Here is a 25283-nt window from a genome sequence, read left to right as displayed (position 1 = left end):
GACGGTTTATTGGTTTAACAGTTTACGGATCACAAACTGTAAAATACCACCGTGAGAATAATATTGGTATTCGTTTTCGGTGTCGATACGAACTAGCATATCGAACTCAGCTTTCAAGCTTTCATTGTTATCGAATACTTTGACTTTGAGTGTGCTTTCGCCAGGCTTTGGCAAGGGAATAGAAAAACACTCATCGCCTTGTAAATTTAAAGACTCGGCGTTGTCGTTATTGATAAACTGCAAGGGTAAAATACCCATGCCAATCAAGTTGGAGCGATGAATACGCTCGTAACTTTCTGCCATTACAGCACGCACACCTAATAGCGAAGGACCTTTAGCGGCCCAGTCGCGGCTAGACCCGGTTCCATATTCTTTTCCGGCGATTACAATACAAGGTGTTTTTTCTGCTTTATATTTCATAGCTGCATCGTATATTGACATTGGCTCACCACTCGGAAAATGTGTCGTATAACTCCCTTCCGTTCCTGGGGCGAGTTGGTTTTTTAAACGCACATTAGCAAAAGTACCGCGCATCATGACTTCATGATTGCCTCTTCGTGAACCGTAAGAGTTAAAGTCTTTTACTTTAATATTGAGCGATAGAAGATATTGTCCGGCAGGACTATGCTCGGCAATAGCTCCTGCCGGTGAAATGTGATCCGTGGTAATACTGTTGCCGACTTTTACCAAACAACGCGCTTTCTCAATCGACAGGGGTTGGCTGTGTTTGGCTTTCATCGATTGAAAAAAAGGCGGATGTTTGATGTAACTCGAATCCGGCCATTGATAAATATCGCTGTCGCCGGCTGTTAATTGATCCCAAACTGGATTGCCACTGAATACATCGCGATACTTTTCTAAAAACAGATTTTGTGAAACAAATTTAGCCACTTTTTCATTGATCTCGTTATCGTTTGGCCAGATATCTTTCAGAAAAACAGGCTTCCCTTTTTTATCTTTTCCCAAAGGTTCTTGCGTTAAATCGATGTTCATATTTCCGGCTAATGCGTAGGCGACTACCAGTGGCGGCGAAGCGAGATAATTAGCGGGAATATCAGCGTGAATGCGGCCTTCAAAGTTTCGGTTTCCGGAAAGTACCGAGCAAACAGGTAATTTGCCAACCCGTATCGCTTGCGCGATGGGGTCGGCTAATGGTCCTGAGTTTCCAATGCAGGTTGTACAGCCATAACCCACTAGGTTAAACCCAAGTGCTTCTAAATCGTCCATTAAACCGGCATCTTTCAGGTATTCGGTTACCACTTGTGAGCCAGGCGCCAGAGAGGTTTTTACCCAGGGCTTGCTGGTTAATCCTATGGCCAGTGCGTTGCGTGCCAATAACCCGGCAGCAATTAAAACCGATGGGTTGGAAGTATTGGTGCAACTGGTTATGGCAGCAATGACTACCGCTCCGGGCGATAATTGAAACGTTTCATTGCGGAAGGTGACTTCAACACTTTGTTGTGATCGGGTAAGCGCATCATTTTCTGCCGCCGAACCGCCTTCATCGGCAAAATAATTTTGTTCGGGTTGATCGATGATGCTAATGCGTTGTTCCAGCCAGTTGCGAAATTGTTTGGCTGCCATGGTTAATGGCACCTTGTCTTGCGGTCTTTTCGGGCCTGCAATACAAGGCACTACGCTGCCCAGATCGAATACGATGTTTTCGTGATAAACGGCATTGGGAGTCGTCTCATCGTGCCAGATCCCGAGGGCTCGAGCGTAACTTTCTACCAGTATTAACTGATTTGAAGGTCGACCGGTTAACGTGAGGTAACGAATACTTTCTTTATCTAGTGGAAAGATGCCGCATGTGGCACCATACTCCGGAGCCATATTGGCAATCGTTGCACGGTCAGCAGTTGTTAAGTGTTTTAAGCCAGGGCCGTAAAACTCGACAAACTTGCCAACCACACCGTGGCTACGTAGCTGTTCGGTTATCGTTAGCACCAAATCCGTGGCGGTAACACCGGGTTGTAATCGGCCCTGGAGTTCAAATCCGACCACTTTAGGAATCAACATCGTGACGGGTTGGCCAAGCATGGCGGCTTCGGCTTCAATACCTCCAACACCCCAACCGAGAATGCCAAGCCCATTGATCATCGTTGTGTGTGAATCGGTTCCGACAAGGGTGTCTGGAAAGGCCCAGCGTTCACCGTTTTTCATCTGATCAAATACACAGCGTGCCAAATACTCCAAATTGACCTGATGCACTATACCGCGCCCGGGTGGCACGACTTTGAAGTTGGAAAAGGCTTTTTGGCCCCACTTTAAAAACTGGTATCGCTCGCGATTTCGCTCAATTTCAATGGTTGTGTTTTTTTCGAATGCGTCCTGGCTGGCATAATGATCCACCATGATAGAGTGATCGATCACGAGCTCCACTGGATTGAAAGGGTTGATTTTATCCGCTTCTCCACCTAAGTCGCTCATTGCGTTGCGCATAGCGGCCAAATCAACGATGGCGGGTACACCAGTAAAGTCTTGCAAAATAACTCTTGCAGGAACAAATGCTATTTCATGCTCTTGAGAACGTTTGGTATCCCATTCGGATAATTGCTCAATGTCTTTTGCATGGACGAATGTTTCATTTTCATGCCTTAACAAATTTTCAAGCAGAATTTTAGCGCAGTAAGGCAAGCGCTCCAGGTCAAATGGTTTTGCCAACTTTTCAAAGCTGATCATCCGCAAGTTTTGACCTTCTATCTTTAGTGTTGTCGAACTTTGGTATTTTACGCTCATGGATGCTCTCTTATCGGATGAACACTCTATAAAGGTTAGGAGTCGAATGACAATCAAACAAGGTCTAACACACAAAATTAAAGCTGCATATAAATAGGTAATATTTTAGAATTACCAGCATTCCTTAAATTTGCATCTGATATAAATATGAAAATTAACGACAGCGAACGCCTCCGCTTTCGGCTTATGAATACGAATGACGGTGACCTGTTTTTCGAGCTGGACCAGGACCCCGAGGTGATGCGTTTTATTACAAAGGGCAAAACGACAACGCGTGAGGAAATCGATCAAGTCTACTTACCACGCTTGCAGTCTTACACAAACCACGAAAAAGGTTGGGGTATGTGGGCTGTTATTGAAAAACGTACTGACGAATTTTTAGGATGGATACTGGTGCGTCCCATGCAGTTTTTCAGTGACGAACCAGAGTGGGATAACTTGGAACTGGGTTGGCGCTTAAAGCGTAAATGTTGGGGGTATGGCATCGCTACCGAAGCGGCAAAGTCTGTGTTGGAAGCTTTAATTGAACAGTTAGGATATTGCCGTTTTTCTGCCGTTGCAGATGAAAATAACCAGGGCTCGATTGGTGTTATGAAAAAGCTCGGGATGAGTTACCTTAAGTCTTACATTCATCGTGATCCGTTAGGTGATACACCAGCTGTATATTATCAGTTATCGTTAGAAAATGAGTAAGTTTGTTGATCTGCACTGGTTTTGAATTGTCGGCGTGCACTAAAACCGTATTTCCTTACCCAATATCTCAAATGTGAGTATTTTTATACACTCATTGGTTGCCAATGAGATTTTTCTATTATTGTTTTTCTTTGGTCTATACTAAGAAAAACACAACTGTATCATCAAAATAATTCAATGCTTTGAGATGTTTTACAAAGCAAAGAGTACTCAGTTTTGCACAGACTTAATTTAGGATGGTTGACTCAGGTATTAGCAGGAGCTCGCTGGTGGTTGTCCTGGTGGCATGGAGATTTTGAGTTAGACCAAGAAAGGAAGTTTGCAATGAAGTTGTACTTGTTTTTACTTTGCGTGATTACGCAGGTTCTTTCTCTCGTTCGAAATGCCTCTAATTTATCAATGACCTTTGCTTCAGCTTCATTAACATTTTTTATAATACCTGAATCGTTAATCGTTAATCGTTAATTTCAATTTATATAAAACAAGACTCAACCCATAAGGGAGAAGGCAGTGAAACTAAATTCCATTGGTGTCAAAATTGGTTCTGGTTACCTATTGATTGTCGCTTTACTTGGGTTCGTCCTTGTTTTACTGTTAGCGAATGTGGCATCTGTCGATCAGCAGTCTGACCGAATTGAAAACGTTCGCACGCCTAGTGCGATTGCCACCATGAATATTAAAAACTCTTTGATTCAAAGTCTTTCTGCATTGAGAGGTTGGGTTGCACAACAAGATAATAGCTTTAAATCAGAACGAGAACTCGCTTGGAGTGAAATTCAACTCAATATCAGTGAACTCAACGAAATATACGAACAAAACAGTGAGTCAAGACAAGCGCTTTGGCGAGAAGTTAAGCAAAACATTATCGAAATGCAAGAGTTACAGGATGACATTGAACGTATTGCTCACAGCCCAGAAAATCGCAAAGCGTTAACTTTGCTTGAAAATAGCGCCGCGCCAAAAAATGAGCAAATGATTGACACTGTCACTCAAATGTTGGAGTTACAAGCTAGTCGAAGCGCGAGCGAAAAGTCTTTACGGTTAATTAAAGCAATGGCGGATTTCCGTGCTAGTGCGGCAAATGCTGCGAAATCTCTCAGAGGTTTTTTGTTATTAAAGGACGACAAGTTTCGAAAGGAGTTTAATGATCACTGGGTACGTAATGATGACGCGTTTACAATAATTGCTCAATTTCAATCGCAATTATTAGAAGAGCAACAACGACTTTTTGGACTTTTAAGTCAGTATCGAGAACAGTTTCTTCCGGTCGTTGAACAATTGATAGAAATGCGCTTAACCGGAGATTGGGATGTCGCGCAGACCAGAATGGATAATCAAGTACGTTCGATGGAAAGGCGCCTCAATACTAAGTTGGAAAATTTAGTCCAGTATGAAAAAAAGCAAATGGAAACGGGGTTTCGTGAAATTCGCAGCGCATTTGATGAACTCACTTGGTTTGCGTTTTTACTCATGTTGCTTTCGTTAGCGGTTGGTATTTTGTTAGCGTTTTTAATAACACGACTGGTAGTGAAAACGTTTAATCAAGTTTTGAACCTCTCCGAAACCATTGCTCAAGGCGACTACGATGTGCAAGTAGATCTTAAAGGGAGTTATGAAACGGAACGTTTAGGTGATTCGTTAAGCCGTATGACGGATGTATTGAAACGCATTGCAAACCATGCTCGTCGAGTTGCTCAAGGTGATTATCAAACAAACTTTCAAGTTCAAAGCGAGAAAGACGCACTTGGTAATTCGTTAAAGCTAATGACTGAAGGGTTACAGCATGCAAAAGCAGAAAGCGATACGCTTAATTGGATTAAATCGGGACATGCTGGTCTAGCGGATGTCATTCGTGGAGAGCAGACAATCAGTAAGCTCAGTGAAAGCGCACTTGAATACATCGCAAAATATCTGGATGCGAAAGTCGCAGCACTTTACTTAAATGAAAATGAACAACTCAATTTAAAACAGAGTTTTGCCTACAAACGACGAAGTACGGCTGAAAGCTCGTTTGCCCTAGGGGAGGGGTTGATAGGGCAAGCGGCATTGGAGCGAAGAGTAATACTTTTCTCTGAGGTTCCAGATGAACATATTCACTTCTCGGTTGACTCTGGCCTAGGTGAGTCCAAACCCAAGCATATTTTAGTCGCACCTTTGATTAACTCTCAATCGAAAGGTGATGAATTAATTGGCGTAATTGCTCTAGCAAAATGTGAAATATTCTCAGATGCGGCAATTGAGTTTTTGGAAAAATCAACTGAAAACTTAGCGGTTGCGATTGAGTCATCGCGTTCGCGAACTCAGCTACAAGAGTTGGTCGAAAAAACGCAACAACAAGCCGAAGAGTTACAGACTCAACAAGAAGAGTTAAAGGCATCAAATGAAGAACTGGAAGAACAAGCGCAAGCATTGAAGCAATCTGAGGAAGAGCTTAGGGCGCAAAAAGATATGTTGGAAGAGTCAAACAGTGAACTGACATCAAAAACTCGCGATTTAGAACGTCAGAAAGCTGAAGTTGAACTGGCGCGCGCAGAGATACAAGAAAAAGCAGAGCAGTTGGCAGTAACGAGTAAATATAAATCTGAGTTTTTAGCCAATATGTCTCATGAGTTACGAACACCTTTGAACAGTTTACTCTTGTTGTCACAGTCTCTCATTCGGAACAGCGAAGCAAACCTAACGGAGGAGCAGTTAGAAGACTTAAACGTCATTTATGGTGGAGGTCAATCTTTGCTCGCTTTAATCAATGATATTCTGGACTTGTCTAAAGTTGAAGCGGGTAAACTTCGAATCGAAACGGCAGAAATTTCAGTGAGTAACTTATGTAGTAAAGTTTATGACCAGTTTAAACCCATTGCTGAAGATCGTGGTGTCGCATTCAATGTTGAAATCGATGAAAGCATGGCGCCCAGCATTTATACGGATGAACAACGTTTAGAACAGGTATTGCGAAATTTGTTATCAAACGCTTTTAAATTTACCAGCAATGGTAGTGTAACGCTTTCCGTAAAGCCTACCGAAAAAGGAATTCACTTCAATAATGAAAATTTGATTAATACGGATGTTGTTGCAATAAGTGTGACTGATACAGGAATTGGTATCGCTAATGAAAAACACCGTGAAGTATTCGAAGCTTTTCAGCAAGCAGATGGTTCTACCAGTCGTGCTTATGGTGGTACGGGTTTGGGTTTGACGATATCCAGAGAATTAGTAGGCCTTTTGGGGGGGGAAATTCATTTACAAAGTGAAGTGGATAAGGGCAGTTGTTTTACTGTCTATATTCCTCGCGAGCTCAAGAAGCTTACTCACCCGGCGGCGACAAGGAGTGAAGTGCCTGATCATTTACCTTCCTCAATCTCTACAGAGCTAACGAATAAAAGTATGGCGTTGTCTCACACTGCAACCTCTGTAAGACAACAAAACAGCGATAAAGATAAGATACTGATAGTTGAGGACGATGCGCAATTCGCAAAAATCCTCGCGGAAATGGCCGAAAAGCACGGATTTGAATGTTATACAACGAGCTCAGGAATTGAAGCGTTATCATTGGTGATGAGGCATGCACCCAAAGCCATTATTTTGGATATGGGACTTCCTGATATGAATGGATTAAAAGTATTGGAGTCGTTAAAAGCATCACCAGAAACTCGACAAATACCGGTGCACATTGTATCGGCAGAAGATGAGGATTTACAAGCAATGAAGCAAGGAGCCTTGGGCTTTCTGACTAAGCCAGCCTCCATGGATCAACTGGATCAAATATTTACCAAATTCGAAACACTCATTCAGAAAAATATAAAACATTTGTTGTTGATTGAAGACGATAAAAAGGCTTGTCACGCGATCAGTCAATACTTGAAAGAAAAACAGCTGCAAATACATACCGCCAATACGGGTGAAGAAGCCATGCAAATGCTCCGCCAGTTGAAAATAGATTGTTGTATTCTCGATTTGAGCCTTCCCGATATGAGTGGTATTGATTTGTTGTCGAAAGTTGAAAAAGATACCTCGTTAGAGTTACCACCCGTTGTGGTCTATACCGGTAAACAATTAACTGAAGATGAATACAAGAAGCTAATGAATTTTACCGATAAAATTGTTATTAAAGATGGTCAATCACCTGAGCGTCTGCAAGAAGAAGTTGATCTGTTCTTATATAGCATTGCAGGTAACCGAACATCGAAAGCTATTAGTGACACGAAAACAGAAGCGGAAATTTCAGGTTCGGAATTAAAAGACAAAAAAGTTTTAGTGGTTGATGATGATTTGCGCAACACCTATGCCTTATCGAAGGTGTTGCGAGAGCATGGCCTCAAAGTTACGTTAGCCGACAATGGTAAACTCGCACTCGATAAGTTAAGCGAAGATGATGAAATCGATCTCATTTTAATGGATATTATGATGCCTGAGATGGATGGCTATGAAGCAATGAAAAAGATCCGTAGTGATTTTTCGAAATCTGTTCCCATTATTGCATTAACGGCTAAAGCAATGGCATCTGATCGAGATAAATGTATTGAGGCTGGCGCAAACGATTATATGGCGAAGCCTGTGAATATTGAAAATTTGTTATCGATGGTAAAGGTATGGTTGTACCATTAAAGGACAGTATTTGAATATGTCACCCGAAGTATTGGAAGAAATTGAGATTGAGTTATTGCTTGAGTGTATTTATCGCTATTGTGGTTACGATTTCAGGCAATACGCAAGAGCGTCAGTAACTAGGAATATACGAACGGAACTTAAAGTGAAAGGGTTAGAGCATGTTTCACAGCTGATTCCAGCAGTACTGCATGATAAGGACTCTTTGAATAATGTATTGCAGCGTTTATCTATTAATGTAACGGAGTTTTTTCGTGATGCCTATTTCTTCAGATATTTGAATGAAAATATTATCCCAGTATTAAAGACGTTTCCCTTTTTTAAAATTTGGCACGCAGGATGTGCTAGTGGTGAAGAAGTCTACTCTATGGCGATTTTATTAAAAGAGGCTGGTTTGTTAAAACGAGCGAGAATATACGCTACCGACTTTAATCATTCAATATTAATGAAAGCTCGGCAAGGTATATTTGCGCGCGAGAAAATTGACGAGTTTGGCGAAGCTTATTTTCAGGCGGGTGGGAAAAGTGTATTTCAAGATCACTTTTTATGTAAGTATGATGTTGCGCGAATCGATCCGGAAATACAACAGCATATTACATTTGCTCACCATAATTTAGTAACTGATGGTGTGTTTGGTGAAATGCAGATGGTTGTTTGTCGAAATGTTATGATTTATTTTGATAATGAACTTAAATCGCGCGTTCTTAAATTGTTCTATGAAAGTTTATGTAATAATGGATTTCTATGCTTGGGAAGCAAAGAGTCGATCAGTCATTTAAAATTTGAGGGTAAGTTTGAGCAGGTCGATAAGAAAAATTGCGCCTATAAAAAGCGCGTTCTTCATGAATTATCTGATTCAGAAGAAGTCTATTCTCATGAACCTATTATTGATGATGTACTGCTAAAAAGTGGGTGAGAAAATGAGCACTTATGATGCCGTCGTAGTCGGTACGTCGGCTGGAGGTGTAGAAGCAACGCAACAATTAATTAACGCTTTACCAGCAAAGTGTTCCTTTGCCATGATATGGGTGCAGCATTCTAAGGGCTGTGAAAGTTCTAACTGGCCGGAGTTACTTAATCAACAATGCCTACCTACGGTTAAAGAAGCGGAAGAGAGTGAACCTATTGCTCGTGGAATTATTTATTTCGCTCCGCCTGATTACCATTTGCTGGTAGAAAAAAAACGAACATTTAGTTTATCTGTAGATGCTCCTGTTAACTGGTCAAGGCCTTCGATTGATGTTTTATTTGAAAGTGCCGCTGACACTTATAAAGAACATTTAGTGGGTTTGGTTTTAACTGGAGCCAACAACGACGGCAGTCAGGGACTGGCTTATATAAAAAAACGAAATGGGCTCACCATAGTGCAAAATCCGTTCGAAGCAGCTTATAAGGAAATGCCGTTATCCGCCATTGCGACGACACAGGTCGATCATATATTAACGATAAAAGAAATCGGTAGATTTTTAGCTTCACTTTAGGTTGATGTGGGAAGGACTTTGAAAGAGTTTATTGATTAGGAGTTCGTATCATGCAAGCAGTGGTTGAAACATATTACGATACGGTATCGACATCTCGAGTACCGAAAGTTTTAGTGGTTGACGATCGGTTGGAAAACCACCGGGTTATTGAAAAGATTTTAAAAAGTGTTGGCGCTCAAATTTACAGTGCGACTTCTGGACAAGATGCTTTATCGTTAACTATGCGTCATAATTTTGCCGTGGTATTACTGGATGTCATGATGCCAATAATGGATGGCTTTGATACTGCGGAGATGATGCGTATTAATGAAGACACTCGTTATACACCAATAATTTTTATTACAGCGGCTGATCCAAATGATGAATTTGAGTCTCGCGGCTATGATGTGGGAGCTGTGGATTATTTGTTTAAACCGGTTAAACCACATGCATTAATTGGTAAAGTAAGAGTATTTATCGAGCTTGAGCAACAACGATTTAAAATTCGGCAGTCCTTGGAAGATATTCAACGATTGGAAAACCGAAATAATCTGTTATTACGTTCGGTGGGTGAAGGAATATTAGGCTTGAATAAACGTGGAAAGGTCACTTTTTCGAACCCGGCAGCGCAACGATTGTTGGGGTATGATGAAGGTGAACTGGATAACAAGAATATTATGGATATTATGTGCTTGTCGAATTCAAAAGCACCGAATACCAAATGGCATGACAGCCCGGTCTATGCAAATTGTGTAAAAGGAAATACTCATTTTGAGAACGTGGGTGTGTTTTGGAATAAGCAAAAAGAACTGTTTTCAGCAGAGTTTACTGCGACGCCTATTGATGACAATGGTATGTTTGTTGGTGTGGTGATCGCTTTTCAGGATATTACAGAGCGTAAAAAGACGGAAGAGCAATTAGCGCGCTTGGCCCAGTATGATGTCTTAACCGGGCTGGTCAATAGAGCGTCATTTGCTCGAATGTTGGAGCAAGCATTAGCTCGGGCTGAACGTAATCATCATTTTTTGGCGTTATTATTTATCGACCTCGATCATTTTAAGCAGGTGAATGATAACCTTGGCCATGAAGTAGGTGATTGCTTGTTGCAAGAGACTGCGCAACGCTTAAAAGAATGTGTTCGTGATGGTGATATCATTAGTCGCATTGGCGGTGATGAATTTACGGTTTTACTTGAGTCGGTGCATATGGGGCGCAATGCCGCAATTGTTGCAAAGAAAATTATTGAATCACTGTCTGAGCCTTTTTACATCAAAGGCAATCAGGTCTTTGTAGGTGCGAGTGTCGGAATCGCTACTTTTCCTGCATCGGCTAACGATGTGGATGGGTTGATGCGATATGCCGATATCGCCATGTACAAAGCGAAAGATAACGGACGTAACAATTATCAATTTTTCACTGAGCAAATGCAGCAAGAAGTGAGTGAATCGTTAAAACTTGAAACTGATTTGAGAGAAGCGGTAAATGCACAACATTTTACACTGCACTATCAACCCAAAGTGTGTTTGAAAACCGATCAGCTGGTAGGCATGGAAGCTTTAGTACGTTGGAATAGTTCGCAAAATGGGCTTGTTTATCCCGATAAATTTATTTCGAAAGCGGAAGAAATGGGCTTAATACTTGCCATCGGCGAGTGGGTATTGAAAGCCGGTTGTAAACAAATGCAATATTGGCGGAAAAATCAATTGATGCACAATGGCGAAAGGGTAGCAATCAATTTATCGATGCGACAGCTGTACAGTGCGAATTTGCCACAGTTGGTCGAAGAAATATTGAAGAAAAGTCGACTTCCCGCAAACTGTTTGGAGCTCGAAGTTACAGAGAGTATGATGATGCAGGACCCATCAATGACCATCGACATTCTTAATTCGGTTCATGATCTGGGTGTACGATTATCAATCGATGATTTTGGTACTGGTTATTCATCATTAAGCTATTTGCGACAATTGCCTATTGATAATTTAAAAATTGATAAGTCGTTTATTCAGGCTCTAGGTGAAAGTAAACAAAATCAGGCGATTGTTAAAGCCATTATTAATATGGCGCACAGTTTAGAGCTCAGTGTTATTGCCGAAGGCGTTGAAACTCAGCAACATGTTGACTTTTTGCGAGCGCACCACTGTGATGTAGTTCAAGGTTATTTTTACAATCGACCCATAGAGCCGGAGGTGTTCGAAACGTATATTCAAGAGCGCCATTAAAAAAGCGACAAGAGCCGAGCTGCAAGTTAAGTATTGTCAAGCAGAGGTTAACAGTACTAAGTGAAAATTTATCATTTTTTCGCAACTCGTAACTTAACGTGTTAAAACTTTCTCAAACCACCTTCCCATATCTCGAATTTGCTGTGGGCATACCGAATGCTCCATTGGGTACGTTCTGTATTCTACCGGGTATCCGCGCGTGTGCAAAATTCGGTAGCTCTTTTCTCCTAATGCTACGGGCACAATGGGATCGTAAATTCCATGATGGATTTCAATAGGAGTATTATTGTTTGCGTCATGGTAGTTAATACTTTCATGTGTTGCGAAGTAAGTGGATAGCGCTAGTAAGCCCGCTAACTTGTGTGGATAGCTGAGCAAAGCTTGCAATGCAACGGCACCACCTTGGGAAAACCCTGCAATAACGATTCGATCATAAGCAATACCACGATTAACTTCATGCTCAACAAAATTTATAACATGCGCGGCGGACTTTAAAAGTTGCTCACTGTCGACTTTGCGATCAATATTCATATCAAGAATGTCGAACCATGCCGGCATAACGAATCCGTTATTAATGGTCACCGGAATGGACGGTGCATGAGGAAAAATAAATCGGACTGCTGCATTTTCAGGTAACTCCAACTCCGGCACTATGGGTTTAAAGTCATTACCATCGGCGCCTAATCCGTGTAACCAGATCACGCTGGCATCGGGTTGAGTGTGTGTTTCTACAGTTTCGTGTGGGAGTAAGTTCATGCGATTGCCTTCATCTTTATGCGGTTTTCACTGTTAAGGCAGTGATTTCTTTGATAATTTTCGAAAGTATAACAAAAAGGCTTACTTTAATGTTTTTAACTTTTTAGTGTGTAAACAGGGAGTAGTACTACCTAACCAATTGAAAATAAAGAATAAGTACTTTCAAACTTGCTTTGAGACCCGTATTGTATACAAAGAGTGAATGATTTTTAATCACAGATGTGTGAAGATTTACACATTAAAAACGGTATTATTTAACAGATGTAACCCACTGATTCAGTTGTATAATTAGCCTTTATCTCAAGCAAAGATAGGTAAACATGAGTTTTCGAGTAGTAGCATGTTTGCTGGCCACAGGTCTTTCTCTTTCTGCCTGTCAAACAACCAGCGAAGAATCTTCGGTTAATTCGTTCGAATCCGAACCAACAAAACCGGCCCCCATTGTGAATTGTTCCGCACCTCCTCCCGTAAAAAATATCTGGAAGCTTGAACCCTTGTTGACAGAAAAAGGGCTGATTAATGACAACATGTCAAAATCGGAAAAAGAGCAGGTGATTCGCGAACACATTCGTAAAAAAAATACACAGTTTCAAAATTGCAATAAAGGTAAGTCATGATGAAAAAATCCAGTCTGAATATCATTATGTCAGCGGCATTGGCGACCACGTCGCTGAGTTCTTTGGCTGACTCAACTCTTCAAGCGACTCATGTGAAGGATCCTGGCGTTGTTAATGAAGAGCGTATTATTTATTGGTTAACTAAGCGTGGTGAATTATCATTCGATGCCAGTGATGCTGAAAAACAAGCTGCGTTAAACAACTACCTGTCAAAAACTAAAATTTATGTACAACCGACTGAGTTGGCAAAAAGGGAAGTCGTTGCGCTGAAAAATAAACAAGGAAGCCTTCATAAATCATCAAAAACCGCCAATACGACGGTTAAAGTTTTATCGGTTCTTATCGACTTTCCTAATTTGCGTTATAACGATAATGGGTTAAGTTCTTCTGATACCGATATGTATTACGCTGATTATAACGTTCAGCATTATCAAGATTTACAGTTTTCACCTACCGGATACGAAGGCCCCAGTGGTCAGAATTTAATGTCGGGTTACCAATTTTATCAAGCGGAGTCTGGAAATACGTTTTTCTTTACTGGTGAAACCTTCGGTTGGGTAACTGCTGATAATAATGCGAGTTACTACGGCGCAAACGACGCTGACAATAACGATAACGATATCCGGCCTGGAGAGTTAATTACCGAAGCCGTGACTAAAGCGGTAGCAACTTACGGAATCGATCTGAGCGAATTCGATTTGGAAGATCCTTATGATCGCGATGGAGATGGAAACTTAAACGAAGCAGATGGATTTATTGATCATGTTATGGTGTATCACTCTAGTATTGGCGAAGAAGCCGGAGGCGGAAGTTTAGGTGACGATGCGATTTGGTCTCATCGATTTTTCGTCAATCAGACCGGAAACTTTAATACTATGGGAGAGAGTGTCGATAATTCGGGTATCAAACTTTTTGGCTATACCGTTCAGCCTATAGATGCGGCTGCTGGAGTCGTGGTACATGAATTTGGACATGACTTGGGGTTACCCGATGAATACGACACGACTTATACTGGTGAGGGCTCCCCTGTTGGCATTTGGTCGGTTATGTCTATGGGTAGTTGGGCTGGCACGCTTTCAGGAACTCAACCTGTCGGCTTCAGCCCTTATGGACGAGACTACTTACAAGGAAAGTTTGGTGGTGACTGGATTGATCAGTTGACGATTGAACTCGATGAGCTAGAAACCGGTGCGCAAACTCATACGTTAGTCGAAGCGGTTAATCATACTTCTGCAGAAACCAATCAAATTCGTGTGAATGTTCCTGGTCCTCGTGAAAGCTTTTATGAGCCTTATACAGGGAGTTATCAGTTTTATTCTGGTCAAGGGAATAACTTAAATAACACAATGACATTTGATGTGACTTTACCTTCTGCTTCTTCCATTACGTTCGCAATGAAAGCACATTGGGATATAGAGAAAGATTGGGACTTGGTGATGGTAAAAGTCAATGGTACACCGATTGCTGGAAACCATACGAACGCAACAAATCCTTATACGGGCCAGTACGCTGGCTATAGTGATGTCTCGAATTACATTTCGGATAAATCTTCAACGATTTCGGGTGCCGAAGGTGATGCAGGTTGGGTCGATTTATCTTTTGACTTAACTTCATTCAGTGGTCAATCCATTACCATAGAGTTTGAGTATCGAACGGACACCAATACCGGTGGCTATGGTTTTGCCGCTGATGATTTTAGTATCACTGCGGATGGAAACAGTGTGTTACAAGATGGCGCTGAGTCTGACAATTCGTTTAACTACAACGGGTTCAGTCGCATTCAAAACTCTTATACCGGTATGCCTCAAAATTACTATTTACAGCTTCGAAGTCATAATGGTGTTGATGCAGGATTAAGTTCACGTAGCTATGTTCCTGGCGTTGTTGTTTGGTTGAGAAACGATGCCTATACCGATAATGATGTTGGAAATCACCCCGGTTACGGACTAATCGGTGTTATTGATGCTGGACTTAGCACTTCGACGGGTTCCTCTACCAATCAGTTAAGAGATGCGGCATTTCAAGCCACTGGAAATTCGATTTTTAGAGACTCTGATGATTACTCGAAGCCCACTTCTCCTCAAGCTGGAATCATTCTTACCGTCAATGGATTCGAAATGGAAGTGTTGAGTCAATCAGGTGATAACTCAACTTCAAGCGTTCAACTGCGTAAAGTGGCTGTTCCTCTTTCTGCCTCTTTCAGTACTGCTGTCAGTGATTTAACAGTTACGTTAAACAACAACTCTGTGGGTGGTGAAGGAACATTAAGCTACGCTTGGGACTTTGGTGATGGCAATTCAAGCACCGAAGAGTCGCCACAGCATACTTATGCAAGTGCCGGCGATTACAATATTTCATTAACGGTGACTGACGCAAATAATGAAACACATACTTCATCGCAAGTTGTAACGGTGACAGAGCCTGCGGCTAACTTACCGGTTGCTAATTTTTCATTCACTGTGAGTGATTTAACGGCAACATTTACAAACTCAACGACAGGTGGAAGCGGCGCGTTAACCTACAGCTGGAACTTTGGTGACGGCAACTCGAGCACCGTGCAGTCTCCATCTCATACTTACAGCGCGGCGGGAACTTATACCGTTCAATTAACGGTTACTGACGCACAAAATAATTCGAATACTACCAGTAAATCGGTAACCGTAACGGCCCCCGCTTCCAGTGGTGGAAGTGGTGGTGGAAGCATGCCTTTGTTTATGTTGCTGGGGTTATTCGGCTTATACTTAAAGCGTAAATAAAAATAAACCATTTAAATGCCGGCAACTGCCGGCATTTTTTTACAATTGTTCTTTGCTCCATTCAGAAAACATGACCAAAACAGTAACTGCAGTTACAATTCCTTCATAACTAAGCCTAGAACTTAAAACCATGTCAGGACCATTACAAGGTATACGTGTACTCGATCTCAGCCGTATTTTAGCGGGTCCTTGGGCCACTCAAGTATTGGCCGACTTCGGCGCGGAGGTGATTAAGGTAGAAAACCCGCAAGGCGGTGACGACACACGCCATTGGGGACCCCCTTACTTTACATCGCTTGAAGGTGAAGAAACCGAAATGTCTGCCTATTACTTATCCGCAAATCGGGGCAAGCAATCCATTGCAATCGATATCACTCAGCGAGAAGGGCAAGCATTAATCCATGAGCTGATAAAAGAAAGCGACATTTTTGTCGAAAACTTCAAAGTGGGCGGATTGAAAAAGTACGATCTCGATTATGACACTTTGAAAAAACTTAACCCGCGAATTATTTATTGTTCCATTACGGGGTTTGGTCAGACGGGCCCTTACGCCAATCGGCCTGGTTACGACGCCATCATTCAAGGAATGGGGGGCTTGATGAGTATTACCGGTGAGCGCGATCAATTGCCAGGTGGCGGACCACAAAAAGTGGGTGTTGCCGTGGCTGATTTAATGACCGGCATGTACGCTGTTTCTGCGATTACAGCGGCGTTGTACTACCGAGAGCAAACCGGAAAAGGTCAATACATCGATCTTGCGTTGCTCGATACGCAGGTTGCTTGGCTTGCCAACCAAAATATGAATTATCTGGTTGGAGGGCAAGTTCCGAAACGCCAAGGTACTGCCCATCCGAATATTGTTCCTTATCAGGCTTTTGCAACCCAAGATGGTTATGTGATGTTAGCGATAGGTAATGACCGCCAATTTAAACGGTTTTGCGATGCGCTAGATTGCGCTCAATGGGCCGAAGACTCTCGGTTTCAAACCAATCAACAACGCGTTGCTCATCGAGATGAGCTGATTGCATTGATTGAGCCCAAATTAAAGGCGTACGAAAGTAAATATTGGCTAGACCAAATGGAAGCCAGGCAAGTACCCTGTGCTCCAATCAATACCCTCGATAACGTTTTCGACGAACCTCAAATCCAACACCGAAAGATGGTGTTTGATATGCCATTTTTAACGTCGTCAACCTTAAAGCAGGTGGCAAACCCGGTAAACTTTTCTGAATCGACTGTTGAATATAAAAAAGCGCCGCCACAATTAGGTGAAGATACCTTATCGGTACTTCGAGCTGCAGGGGTGAGTGAAAAAAGCATTGAAGAACTCGTTAGAAAAAAAGTCATTAAAGATAAAACAAAGGGCGCCGAATAAGTAGGTTGTCGATTCACTTTTCTTTTTTGACATCGGGTGCATTATTGTAGCTCACTGAAAGCTGAGTAAAACGCGTCTTTCAGCGAACTCCATTTACAATGAGGTACTCAGTTTATTCTCCATCAGGGTTATAAACCCAGATCATATTGTTATCATGATTTCCGGTATCTTCTCCGATCAACACTCGGCCATCATTCAGAACGAGTAGGTTGTCCGGATTAGAAATGTTGTCTACCAAACATTTATTCGAGGTCGCTTCGCTGTCATATGGACCACCAACGACAACAGGATCCATGCGATAGACATCGTAATCCGCTTCGAGACCCAATCGATAAACTACACCACATTTGTTTTGTTCCAGTTGAATATCTCCTTCAGAGTCGCTCATACCTCGTTCAACAGCAGACATAGCTGCGTACATAAACGGAATGGTATTGTTTGCTGCACCGTTGTGGTTGATGACTATACCTTCCATTTTTCGAAATTCCGTAGTAGCGCCTTTTGCTTCTGCAGCACGTAAAGTTTCTAAAAATGCATAACGGTCGTCGCCGGTACCATTGATTGCCCAGTCTTGAATTTCTTGATCGGTAATGTAGTTGGTTTGTCCTTCAACATAGTCGGTTTCGTCAATGCCATCGTATTCGGCTATCCAACCTGCAATTTCAGTATTGTTTGAACTGCCCAGCTCAATCCATACAATATCGAAACCGGCTTTTGTAATATCTGATGTTGCATCTTGATACAGTTTTGCAGCGTATAGAGTGCCTGAGCTTAAGTCACCCGCGATATCCGCAACAAATTTGTAGAACGCTTTGTCAGTGCCATCATCCGTAAGATAAACCGTTTTTCGGTCGGGCATTACGACCGCATTTTCATGAGCGGAGCGCCCCAGTGTAAAATGTTTTACTGGAACAGGTGACGCTGCTTGCGGCTCGGTTATCTCAACGATGTAACCGTAATGATAGGGATTTGGAAACGTCCCACCCAAATACTGCTGCAGCAATTGAACATCTGCGTAATTTGGGTAGCCAGTACTGTAGGTGACATCATTCCACCGAACCGTATTTTCCGCTTCGTAATTTTCTTCGGATGTTAAAGGCGTTCCCCAGGGAGAAACCGTACCAAAACAATTAATCATGGTTCCGAATACGCTAGAGAAATCGACGTTGATGGCATCCGTAATGTTCCATGTACCATCATTGATGTTTTTATTGATGGTAAGGCGTGTCATTGAGCCAGGTCGGTCTTCCCAAGCTGTAAAAAGTAAACCGTTGGTTCCATCCGCAGATGTCGGTATGAAAGCATTAAAGTCAGGATCTTGTGACTGTTTCAACTCTGTATCGTTCATCGCATTGATAATACCTCCCATACCAAAAGGTAATGCGCCAGCCATGGTGTCATCAGCACGTGCGAGGGCCTGATAGCTACCCACAATAACTTGTGTTGTTTGTGATTCGGGTGACCCCAACGTTGGAACGGGAATAGATTCAAGCTTGGGATCCAGATTGTCGATATCTAACCCAGCAACGACACCCACCGCAGCGTTATTTTCTGGAAAGGGAAGATCATCTGCAGGGTGTTGGACGTTAAAAAAAAGTTCTCCGTTATCTGTTTTGTACATACCGGTAACTTCGGCACCTGTTGCTACGGTTGCAATCCGAACCAATCGACTGACTTTTGTTAAGTCCTGTCCGTCTCGTCCGTCTTGCCCATCTACACCTTGTTCACCTTGCGGACCTTCGGGGCCAGTCGAACCCTCTTCAGCACACCCTGTTAAAAACAGACCGGAAACGACGATAATAGGCAATGCGCTCTTCATGAATAATGATTGAAACGTGTTCATTTTATTTTTCCAATTGAGTTAATATCGCAGAGCGTTAACTTAAATGACAGTCATTAAATATTTGTAACGGTTAAAAAAAACATTTTTGAATAATAAGTGACTGATTTGTTGCAAAGCTTCTAGAAACTTTGACATAAGTGCAGCAAAAAACGCTCAAGAGTGACCCACTTCTTATTTGGATAACTCACAAAGGTTCAACTATTTAGTATCATTTGGATTTTTATGTGCAGACCAATCTAGGCGAATATCCCAGCTCATTACTCGATGATCAATGGACAGCGGAATTTGATTGTCACTGATTGCTTTGTGTACATTGTTCATTGCTAATGAGTTTGCATCTCTACCAAAAATATAGGACTGATGACGAACAATATAGGTATAGGCTTTATTTAACTTTAATGCGCGTTTTGGGGACGGCGTTATGAGTTGGTATACATCAGCGGAACTCAGCTTATCAAGTTTCAATGAGCCATCGGGCTTAAACCACAACGCTTTTATTTCTGAATTTTCACGAAACTCGTTACCTCCAGCAACGCGCTTAAAGTAGTTAATGATTTCACCTCCTGGCTCACTTATCGATGGTGCGTCGTTCATTCCTTTCAAGTTCATATAGCCCCAACCCATTGCACCTGTAACTTTACGTGGAAAAGAAAAGGTGTGGTCGATCGTACTGCCAATTGCACTGTGACAGCCCATGCAAAACATGGACTCTTCATAACTTTGAGGGCGAAGTTGTCCATTATAATCTTCAATAAACGATTGCAATCGCCATCCAAATCCATTTTCGAAGCCATTATCGCCGTGATACACAAAGTTGGGTAACTCTTCTTCAACTTTCTCTTTACGTTCGCGACGGTATCGATTATCAATATCGGCATTGGTAAGTTCTCGGAATTTCGTCATATAGCGAAGTTCTTTCATTCTTTGTGGAACCGTTATCTCACCGTTCTGACTGATGCCAAGGTAGCGAACAGAGTGCATGATTTCTACACCTTTGGGATATTGCTGTGGAATCCGTTGGTGATCACTGGCGTCTCCAAAATAATAAGGTTGCGCAATCAATTTCTGTACATTTGAACGAAGCGCTCCATCTCCATCGATATCTCGATTTAGACTTTTTTCGTCTACTGGAAAGATGTCGATACTTTTGAGTTGTTTAATATTGAGCTCTAGCAACGATAAGTTCAGATGGTAAATGGTGTTCGACTCTGTGCCGTTTTTTTGGCGAAACTGAACTGGAAGCCGTAAAAGCACATCGTCGGTAGAACCGTTGGTTGGCCAAAAAGTGCTCGGAAGTGGTTTGTAATTGAAAGCTACCCAACCGCTGCCATCTTTAGCAAAACCTTGTTGATCGAATGCTACTTTTCCTTTTTGATAGTTGGTTAAATCGGGAATGAACCCCTGCCAATTTTGAGCTAATAAACGGGGCGATAAATCGGAATAGTTATCTTGATTAATGTATTCAATAATGGCTTCATCGGAAATACGACTTATCCACTTTTCGCGGTTGATAAACAGGTTTTGCCAATGGTTTTTCATACCGACATCGGAGAATAAATAACTACCTTGTAACCCAAAGTCACTCAATTGATTGTAACGATACCGGTCGTCTTTTTTCTTATAGGCCTGATGACAGACATAACAAGGATTAAATTTTTGCTCGGTTTTGGTGTAGCACATGGGGGGAACCGTTGCTTCATTGTTGAGGATCCGTTCGTCATTTACTGGTACTCGTTGCTCTGGTGCTACTTCGGGGAGTAAAGTATTGTTGCAGCCATGCAGTAAAACGCTTAATGCGATAAGTGCGATTATTTTAATTTGCATACAGAATACAGACTTTCATTTTTGAAACAGATACTCTAATCTCAAACTGTGACAGTTAGATTAAACTTGATGGCCAAGTGTTTATTAGAGTAAGTAAGCACTTGAATTGACCATGTGGCGAGGTTTAAAAGTAATTCACATGCTAAAAACAGTAAAAGTACCGGATGTTTTTGCACCGCTTTTTGAAGAAGCAGAACAAAAAGTCAAACAATTTTTTGAGCAACAAAATGCGAATCCGGAGCAGGGCTCGATTGAAATTCATGGTTCTCGCTATGTATTAGTGCGAGGTGCTGCCTTTTCGGTTGAGTTTTTTCAATTGGTGCGAAAAATTTTTGGTGTTGAGCACCATAAAAGTGCGGATCTGTTTTCTGCCAGTATTTTGTATGAACTTGCTCACGCGGTAGGGCAGTCTGATGCGCGAAAGTTTCATGCCACCATGGACTTGACCGATCCCATTGCGAAATTATCGGCAGGCCCCATACATTTCGCTTATTCCGGCTGGGCATTTGTCGATATTCTCGAAGAGTCGAATCCATCTCCTGATGAAGATTATTGCCTCGTATATAAGCACCCATATTCCTTCGAGTGCGACGCTTGGTTAACCAACGGTATTGCAGTGGAACATCCGGTTTGCGTAATGAATGCGGGTTATTCCAGCGGGTGGTGTCAGGAGAGTTTTGGGATTCCGCTAGAAGCCCGAGAGTTAACCTGTCGCTCATTGGAGCAGGAAAGCTGTCTGTTCTTAATGGCGCAGCCGCATGTGATCGAAGATAAAATTGAAGACTTTATCGGTCGTCATCCGGAACTGAATATTACCGATCAACAGCTTGCGTTTATGCCCGCGAAAAGCAGTGTGTTCGATCAGGAAAGTAGCGACAGCAATTTTCAAGGCGTTGTGCAACAACGATTATTAGCTTACGCTCGAAGTTTGGAATCCACAAAAAAACAGTTATCGGAAAATGTAAAGCAGTTAACCAAAGAAATTGCAGAGCGTAAAAGAGTTGAGCAGGAACTGCAAGAAAGTGAAAGGCGTTGGCGAGAGCTCAGTGATGCTACTTTCGATGCTATTATTATTTTACAGGATGACTCTATTGTTAGCGCGAACCGTGCATCCGAAATTTTATTTGATATGGATCATGAACATATCGAGGGTGCCCAATTAGAAAGCTTATTTTCCAAGGCATCTTTAAAGTCTATTTTCAGCGCCATTCAAAATAAAGATAAAGAAATTACTAATTTGCAATTACTTCAAGTTGGTACTGAGAAGTTTGTTGATATTCAGTTTCATCATTCTCAATACAATGACAAACCTTCGGTTATGCTAGCCATTCGGGATATTACAGAGCGAGCGGTGGCCATGCAGCGACTCGAACGTTTAGCGAATTATGACCCGTTAACGGGCCTTCCGAATCGCACCCGATTTCAGCGTATTGTCAATCGAAACTTGATGGAGTCAGACTTTAGTCATAAACATGGCTTACTGTTTCTTGACCTCGATAATTTCAAGCTGGTTAATGACACCTACGGCCATTCAGCGGGTGATCATTTACTTTACGAAATTGCCGGTCGAATGACCGAAGCGATTCGTGGTGCCAATACAATTTGTCGACTAGGCGGGGATGAGTTCGCTGTTTGGGTGCCGGAAATATCCAGCGATGAAGATGCCGAGCAAGTGGCGCAACAAATTGTTGCTGCGCTTAAAAAGCCCTTTATTATTAATCGCGAAAAAATACGTACAACGTTCAGTATTGGGATTGCGGTGTATCCTCAAGACGGTACTGACTACACGTCATTGACTCGAAATTCGGACATTGCGATGTACGATGCGAAACGAGCCGGTAAAAATCGATTTCAATTGTTTTCTAAAACCAAAGAACCCTAAATTCGTTTTTGACTCCTTATTGCGCTCAAAAAAATGTGAAACGAGCGGTCGTTGCCGTTCATTCTTCGTGCGAATGCTGCTCTCTCACATTTCTCAACTTAATAAATAAAATAATCCTCAATTTTTGATGTGCCTTCTAAATTTAAAGTGATCACCAACTGCCCGTGCTGAGCATGTCCTTCCACGGCGCTTGCTGAGGCAAGGGTGAACCTTTCTGCAGTAACTCGATGGATATCCCATTCGGATCTTTAACAAAGGCCATACGTCCGTCGCGTGGTGGCCTTAAAAGAGTGACGCCTAAATCGGCTAAGTGCTGGCAAAGCGTATAGATGTCGTCTACTTCGTAAGCCAAGTGACCAAACTGATCGCCATTAACGTATTCTCGATCGTCATGATTGTGGGTCAATTCGATCATTGGACCGTTTTCACTTTCTCCAACAAAGTAAAGACTAAACTTTGCATCAGGATAGTCTTTACGCCTGATTAACTTAAGGCCCAAGCCTTCACAATAAAAGCGCAGTGACGCTTCGGGATCTCGGGTACGTATCATGGAATGCAGGTATTTCATATTGGGCTCATTTTTGCCGAATCTAAGAGTGTCAACAATAAACATAAACTTTATAAGTTTCAAATGGTTAGAGGTAAAGTGTGATTGAATAGGGGCAATCCGAACGAAATCTGCGCGCCATCAGCTATAGTTAATATTGGAATATGAGATAAAGAGGTAGGTGTCGAGTAGCCAAATCCTATGCCGACTGATACCTAAGTCTTTGTTTTGCTGTGGGTGAAGTATGCGAATAATAACGGTGGGTTTGCTGTTTCTGCTGTCGCAATCTCTGCAAGCCGGTCATGTTAAAGATATCAATGTGCTTCTGCTATTTTCTTGGCACAGTGAACTGCCATGGCAAAAGGAAGTTGAACGGGGATTCAAGCAGCACATTCAAAGTGAAGGATCGAGTGCAGAAGTCTTTGTCGAATATTTGGACGCTGCGAGGTTTCCGACCCAGGAGCATCTTGAAAACTTTCATGAGTATTTAAGTCGAAAATACCAAAATACGAAACTGGATTACGTTATTGTTGAGAGCGAATGGGCCGTTCAGTTGCTGCTCGAATACCACAATACCTTTGCTAAGAGTCAGCTATTGATTCTTAATCCCGAACAAAGCCAAGTCGCGAATGAGCTGGACTCAGTAATAATACCGGTAAATTTGGATTACGCGGCCGTGGCAAAGGAGTTGTTGGCGGTTAATCCCTATCAAACCTTGTACTTGGTGGCTGGCTCGGGATTAGGGGCGCAGCACCGTATTAATAATTTAACCGAAGCGATTCATCAAATAGAGCCGGGCCGGAATATAGAGCTTTGGATTGGCTGGACACCTGAACAGCTTCAATCCAAACTGAGTGAATTAGATCCCGACGATAGCAGTGCGGTATACCTTCTTATTTTTCAAGACGCAGAAGGCAATCAATACATTCCTTACGATGTCGCTAAATTGATTACCGAAACATCGAGCGTTCCCGTATTTACCTTATGGTCTACATTGATGGGCTCTGGTGTGATCGGTGGATATTTGTTGGATGGCACATTGGTCGGAAAACTTGCTGCAGAAATTGTACTTGATCCGCAAGCGTTTGTTGAGCAGCACGAAGAGCAGATGAAAAAGTTTTACCATGGACGTTATTACGATTGGCGGCAGCTTCAACGCTGGCCTTCTATTCAAGAAAATCTATCAGGTGATGTTCAAATTCAATATCGGCAGCCCGGATTTTTTGAGCTGTATTATCGAGAAGTGATTGTTTTAACGGTGGCCGGTGTTTTGTTGGTATTAATTTTTCGTTATCGCGAGTTGTCACGGTTTAACCATAAAATACAATTGGCTCATGAAAGGTTGCAGCAATCAAACATTCACTTGGAAGAGTTGAAAGGGGACTTGGAAAACAAAAATCGACAGTTAGAAGCTTTATCGGTGACCGATCAATTGACCGGGCTCTATAACCGTCGGTTTTTGGATAAACGTCTACATGATGAGTTTCAACGCGTTGATCGTTATCCGGCTGCGCTCTCGATTATTTTAATCGACATCGATCATTTTAAACGTGTCAACGATACTTACGGTCATCAAATAGGTGACCAAGTCCTCATAACGGTTGCGAAAATTCTGAAAGAAAACATAAGAAGTACCGATATTTTAGGTCGCTGGGGAGGCGAAGAGTTTATGATTATCTCCGCTGGTTCCAGTGAGCATCAGTGTATGCAGCTCGCGGAAAAGCTTCGCAGCGAAGTTGCTCATTTCGTCCATGATACCGTTGGCCGAGTGACTTGTAGCTTCGGTGTGAGTAGCTTTAGCGCGACCATCAGCCAGGCGGAACTGGTTCAAAATGCGGATTTGGCGTTGTACGCCTGTAAGGATGCTGGGCGAAACTGTATTGCTTCCCGTATGGCGAAGGCGTCTTAGCGATTAGCAAAGTTTCAAAAATGATACCTGAAACCGTCTGTCGATCTTTTCTGATTGCCAT

At 42.2% G+C, this 25283-nt stretch carries 15 protein-coding genes; 10 read left to right on the top strand and 5 right to left on the bottom strand.

Annotated elements, in window-relative coordinates; translation table 11 throughout:
• Positions 1-6: 6 nt before the first annotated feature.
• Positions 7-2739, bottom strand: coding sequence for an aconitate hydratase AcnA (gene acnA / locus ACTUJY_RS03575; RefSeq protein ID WP_463614685.1), 2733 nt, complete (start codon positions 2737-2739; stop codon positions 7-9).
• A 147-nt stretch (positions 2740-2886) separates the two neighbouring features.
• Here acnA and ACTUJY_RS03570 point away from each other — a divergent pair, with 147 nt between their 5' ends.
• The 5 genes from ACTUJY_RS03570 (at position 2887) to ACTUJY_RS03550 (ending at position 11713) form a co-directional block, all read left to right on the top strand.
• Positions 2887-3432 carry a GNAT family N-acetyltransferase gene (locus ACTUJY_RS03570; RefSeq protein WP_463614684.1) on the top strand — a complete coding sequence of 182 codons (546 nt, stop codon included), beginning with the start codon at positions 2887-2889 and terminating at the stop codon, positions 3430-3432.
• A gap of 510 nt (positions 3433-3942) precedes the next feature.
• Positions 3943-8034: a response regulator gene (locus tag ACTUJY_RS03565; RefSeq protein WP_463614683.1), complete on the top strand. Its 4092-nt coding sequence runs from the start codon at positions 3943-3945 to the stop codon at positions 8032-8034.
• Positions 8035-8050: 16 nt separating this feature from the next.
• Positions 8051-8950 (top strand): CheR family methyltransferase, encoded by a 900-nt coding sequence (locus tag ACTUJY_RS03560; RefSeq protein ID WP_463614682.1) that lies wholly within the window; start codon positions 8051-8053, stop codon positions 8948-8950.
• Between the two features lie 4 nt (positions 8951-8954).
• Positions 8955-9515: a chemotaxis protein CheB gene (locus ACTUJY_RS03555; protein WP_463614681.1), complete on the top strand. Its 561-nt coding sequence runs from the start codon at positions 8955-8957 to the stop codon at positions 9513-9515.
• Between the two features lie 50 nt (positions 9516-9565).
• The gene (locus ACTUJY_RS03550) at positions 9566-11713 is read left to right on the top strand and encodes an EAL domain-containing protein (RefSeq protein WP_463614680.1); all 2148 of its coding nucleotides are present in this window, start codon (positions 9566-9568) and stop codon (positions 11711-11713) included.
• A gap of 93 nt (positions 11714-11806) precedes the next feature.
• Here the strand turns inward: ACTUJY_RS03550 and ACTUJY_RS03545 are convergent, their stop codons facing one another.
• Positions 11807-12469 carry an alpha/beta hydrolase gene (locus ACTUJY_RS03545; RefSeq protein WP_463614679.1) on the bottom strand — a complete coding sequence of 221 codons (663 nt, stop codon included), beginning with the start codon at positions 12467-12469 and terminating at the stop codon, positions 11807-11809.
• Positions 12470-12789: 320 nt separating this feature from the next.
• Between ACTUJY_RS03545 and ACTUJY_RS03540 the strand changes: the two genes are divergently transcribed.
• The 3 genes from ACTUJY_RS03540 to ACTUJY_RS03530 all read left to right on the top strand — a co-directional run bounded on the left by ACTUJY_RS03540 (position 12790) and on the right by ACTUJY_RS03530 (position 17217).
• Positions 12790-13086: a hypothetical protein gene (locus ACTUJY_RS03540; RefSeq protein ID WP_463614678.1), complete on the top strand. Its 297-nt coding sequence runs from the start codon at positions 12790-12792 to the stop codon at positions 13084-13086.
• Complete coding sequence (locus ACTUJY_RS03535) at positions 13086-15842, top strand: immune inhibitor A domain-containing protein (protein WP_463614677.1); 2757 nt, start codon at positions 13086-13088, stop codon at positions 15840-15842. The genes ACTUJY_RS03540 and ACTUJY_RS03535 overlap by 1 nt, the downstream gene beginning before the upstream one ends.
• A gap of 130 nt (positions 15843-15972) precedes the next feature.
• Positions 15973-17217 (top strand): CaiB/BaiF CoA transferase family protein, encoded by a 1245-nt coding sequence (locus ACTUJY_RS03530; RefSeq protein WP_463614676.1) that lies wholly within the window; start codon positions 15973-15975, stop codon positions 17215-17217.
• A gap of 112 nt (positions 17218-17329) precedes the next feature.
• Here ACTUJY_RS03530 and ACTUJY_RS03525 read toward each other — a convergent pair whose 3' ends face one another.
• Positions 17330-19060, bottom strand: a complete 1731-nt coding sequence (locus tag ACTUJY_RS03525) for a PhoX family protein (RefSeq protein ID WP_463614675.1) — start codon at positions 19058-19060, stop codon at positions 17330-17332.
• Between the two features lie 198 nt (positions 19061-19258).
• Entirely contained in the window at positions 19259-20884 is a 1626-nt protein-coding gene (locus ACTUJY_RS03520; protein ID WP_463614674.1) for a hypothetical protein, read from the bottom strand.
• 139 nt (positions 20885-21023) lie between these two features.
• On the opposite strand from ACTUJY_RS03520, the gene ACTUJY_RS03515 reads away from it, so the two are divergent.
• Complete coding sequence (locus ACTUJY_RS03515) at positions 21024-22766, top strand: diguanylate cyclase domain-containing protein (RefSeq protein ID WP_463614673.1); 1743 nt, start codon at positions 21024-21026, stop codon at positions 22764-22766.
• 151 nt (positions 22767-22917) lie between these two features.
• Here the strand turns inward: ACTUJY_RS03515 and ACTUJY_RS03510 are convergent, their stop codons facing one another.
• A complete protein-coding gene (locus ACTUJY_RS03510; RefSeq protein WP_463614672.1) occupies positions 22918-23334 on the bottom strand; it encodes a VOC family protein in 417 nt (138 codons plus the stop codon).
• A 223-nt stretch (positions 23335-23557) separates the two neighbouring features.
• Here ACTUJY_RS03510 and ACTUJY_RS03505 point away from each other — a divergent pair, with 223 nt between their 5' ends.
• On the top strand, positions 23558-25222 hold the full coding sequence (locus tag ACTUJY_RS03505; RefSeq protein WP_463614671.1) for a diguanylate cyclase: 1665 nt from the start codon (positions 23558-23560) through the stop codon (positions 25220-25222).
• Positions 25223-25283: the final 61 nt, after the last annotated feature.

The sequence above is a fragment of the Pleionea sp. WD8-19 genome, from assembly GCF_055326765.1.
Note: the sequence above shows the minus strand (reverse complement) of the source record. Positions and strands in the feature narration are given on the sequence as shown.

What these genes read in the sequence shown, in the direction of transcription:
- ACTUJY_RS03550 (WP_463614680.1), top strand. Translation starts at nt 9,566, where the DNA reads ATGCAAGCAGTGGTTGAAACATATTACGATACGGTATCGACATCTCGA.
- ACTUJY_RS03515 (WP_463614673.1), top strand. Translation starts at nt 21,024, where the DNA reads ATGCTAAAAACAGTAAAAGTACCGGATGTTTTTGCACCGCTTTTTGAA.
- ACTUJY_RS03535 (WP_463614677.1), top strand. Translation starts at nt 13,086, where the DNA reads ATGAAAAAATCCAGTCTGAATATCATTATGTCAGCGGCATTGGCGACC.
- ACTUJY_RS03510 (WP_463614672.1), bottom strand. Translation starts at nt 23,334, where the DNA reads ATGAAATACCTGCATTCCATGATACGTACCCGAGATCCCGAAGCGTCA.
- ACTUJY_RS03540 (WP_463614678.1), top strand. Translation starts at nt 12,790, where the DNA reads ATGAGTTTTCGAGTAGTAGCATGTTTGCTGGCCACAGGTCTTTCTCTT.
- ACTUJY_RS03530 (WP_463614676.1), top strand. Translation starts at nt 15,973, where the DNA reads ATGTCAGGACCATTACAAGGTATACGTGTACTCGATCTCAGCCGTATT.
- ACTUJY_RS03520 (WP_463614674.1), bottom strand. Translation starts at nt 20,884, where the DNA reads ATGCAAATTAAAATAATCGCACTTATCGCATTAAGCGTTTTACTGCAT.
- ACTUJY_RS03560 (WP_463614682.1), top strand. Translation starts at nt 8,051, where the DNA reads ATGTCACCCGAAGTATTGGAAGAAATTGAGATTGAGTTATTGCTTGAG.
- ACTUJY_RS03570 (WP_463614684.1), top strand. Translation starts at nt 2,887, where the DNA reads ATGAAAATTAACGACAGCGAACGCCTCCGCTTTCGGCTTATGAATACG.
- ACTUJY_RS03545 (WP_463614679.1), bottom strand. Translation starts at nt 12,469, where the DNA reads ATGAACTTACTCCCACACGAAACTGTAGAAACACACACTCAACCCGAT.
- ACTUJY_RS03555 (WP_463614681.1), top strand. Translation starts at nt 8,955, where the DNA reads ATGAGCACTTATGATGCCGTCGTAGTCGGTACGTCGGCTGGAGGTGTA.
- ACTUJY_RS03525 (WP_463614675.1), bottom strand. Translation starts at nt 19,060, where the DNA reads ATGAACACGTTTCAATCATTATTCATGAAGAGCGCATTGCCTATTATC.
- ACTUJY_RS03505 (WP_463614671.1), top strand. Translation starts at nt 23,558, where the DNA reads ATGCGAATAATAACGGTGGGTTTGCTGTTTCTGCTGTCGCAATCTCTG.
- acnA (WP_463614685.1), bottom strand. Translation starts at nt 2,739, where the DNA reads ATGAGCGTAAAATACCAAAGTTCGACAACACTAAAGATAGAAGGTCAA.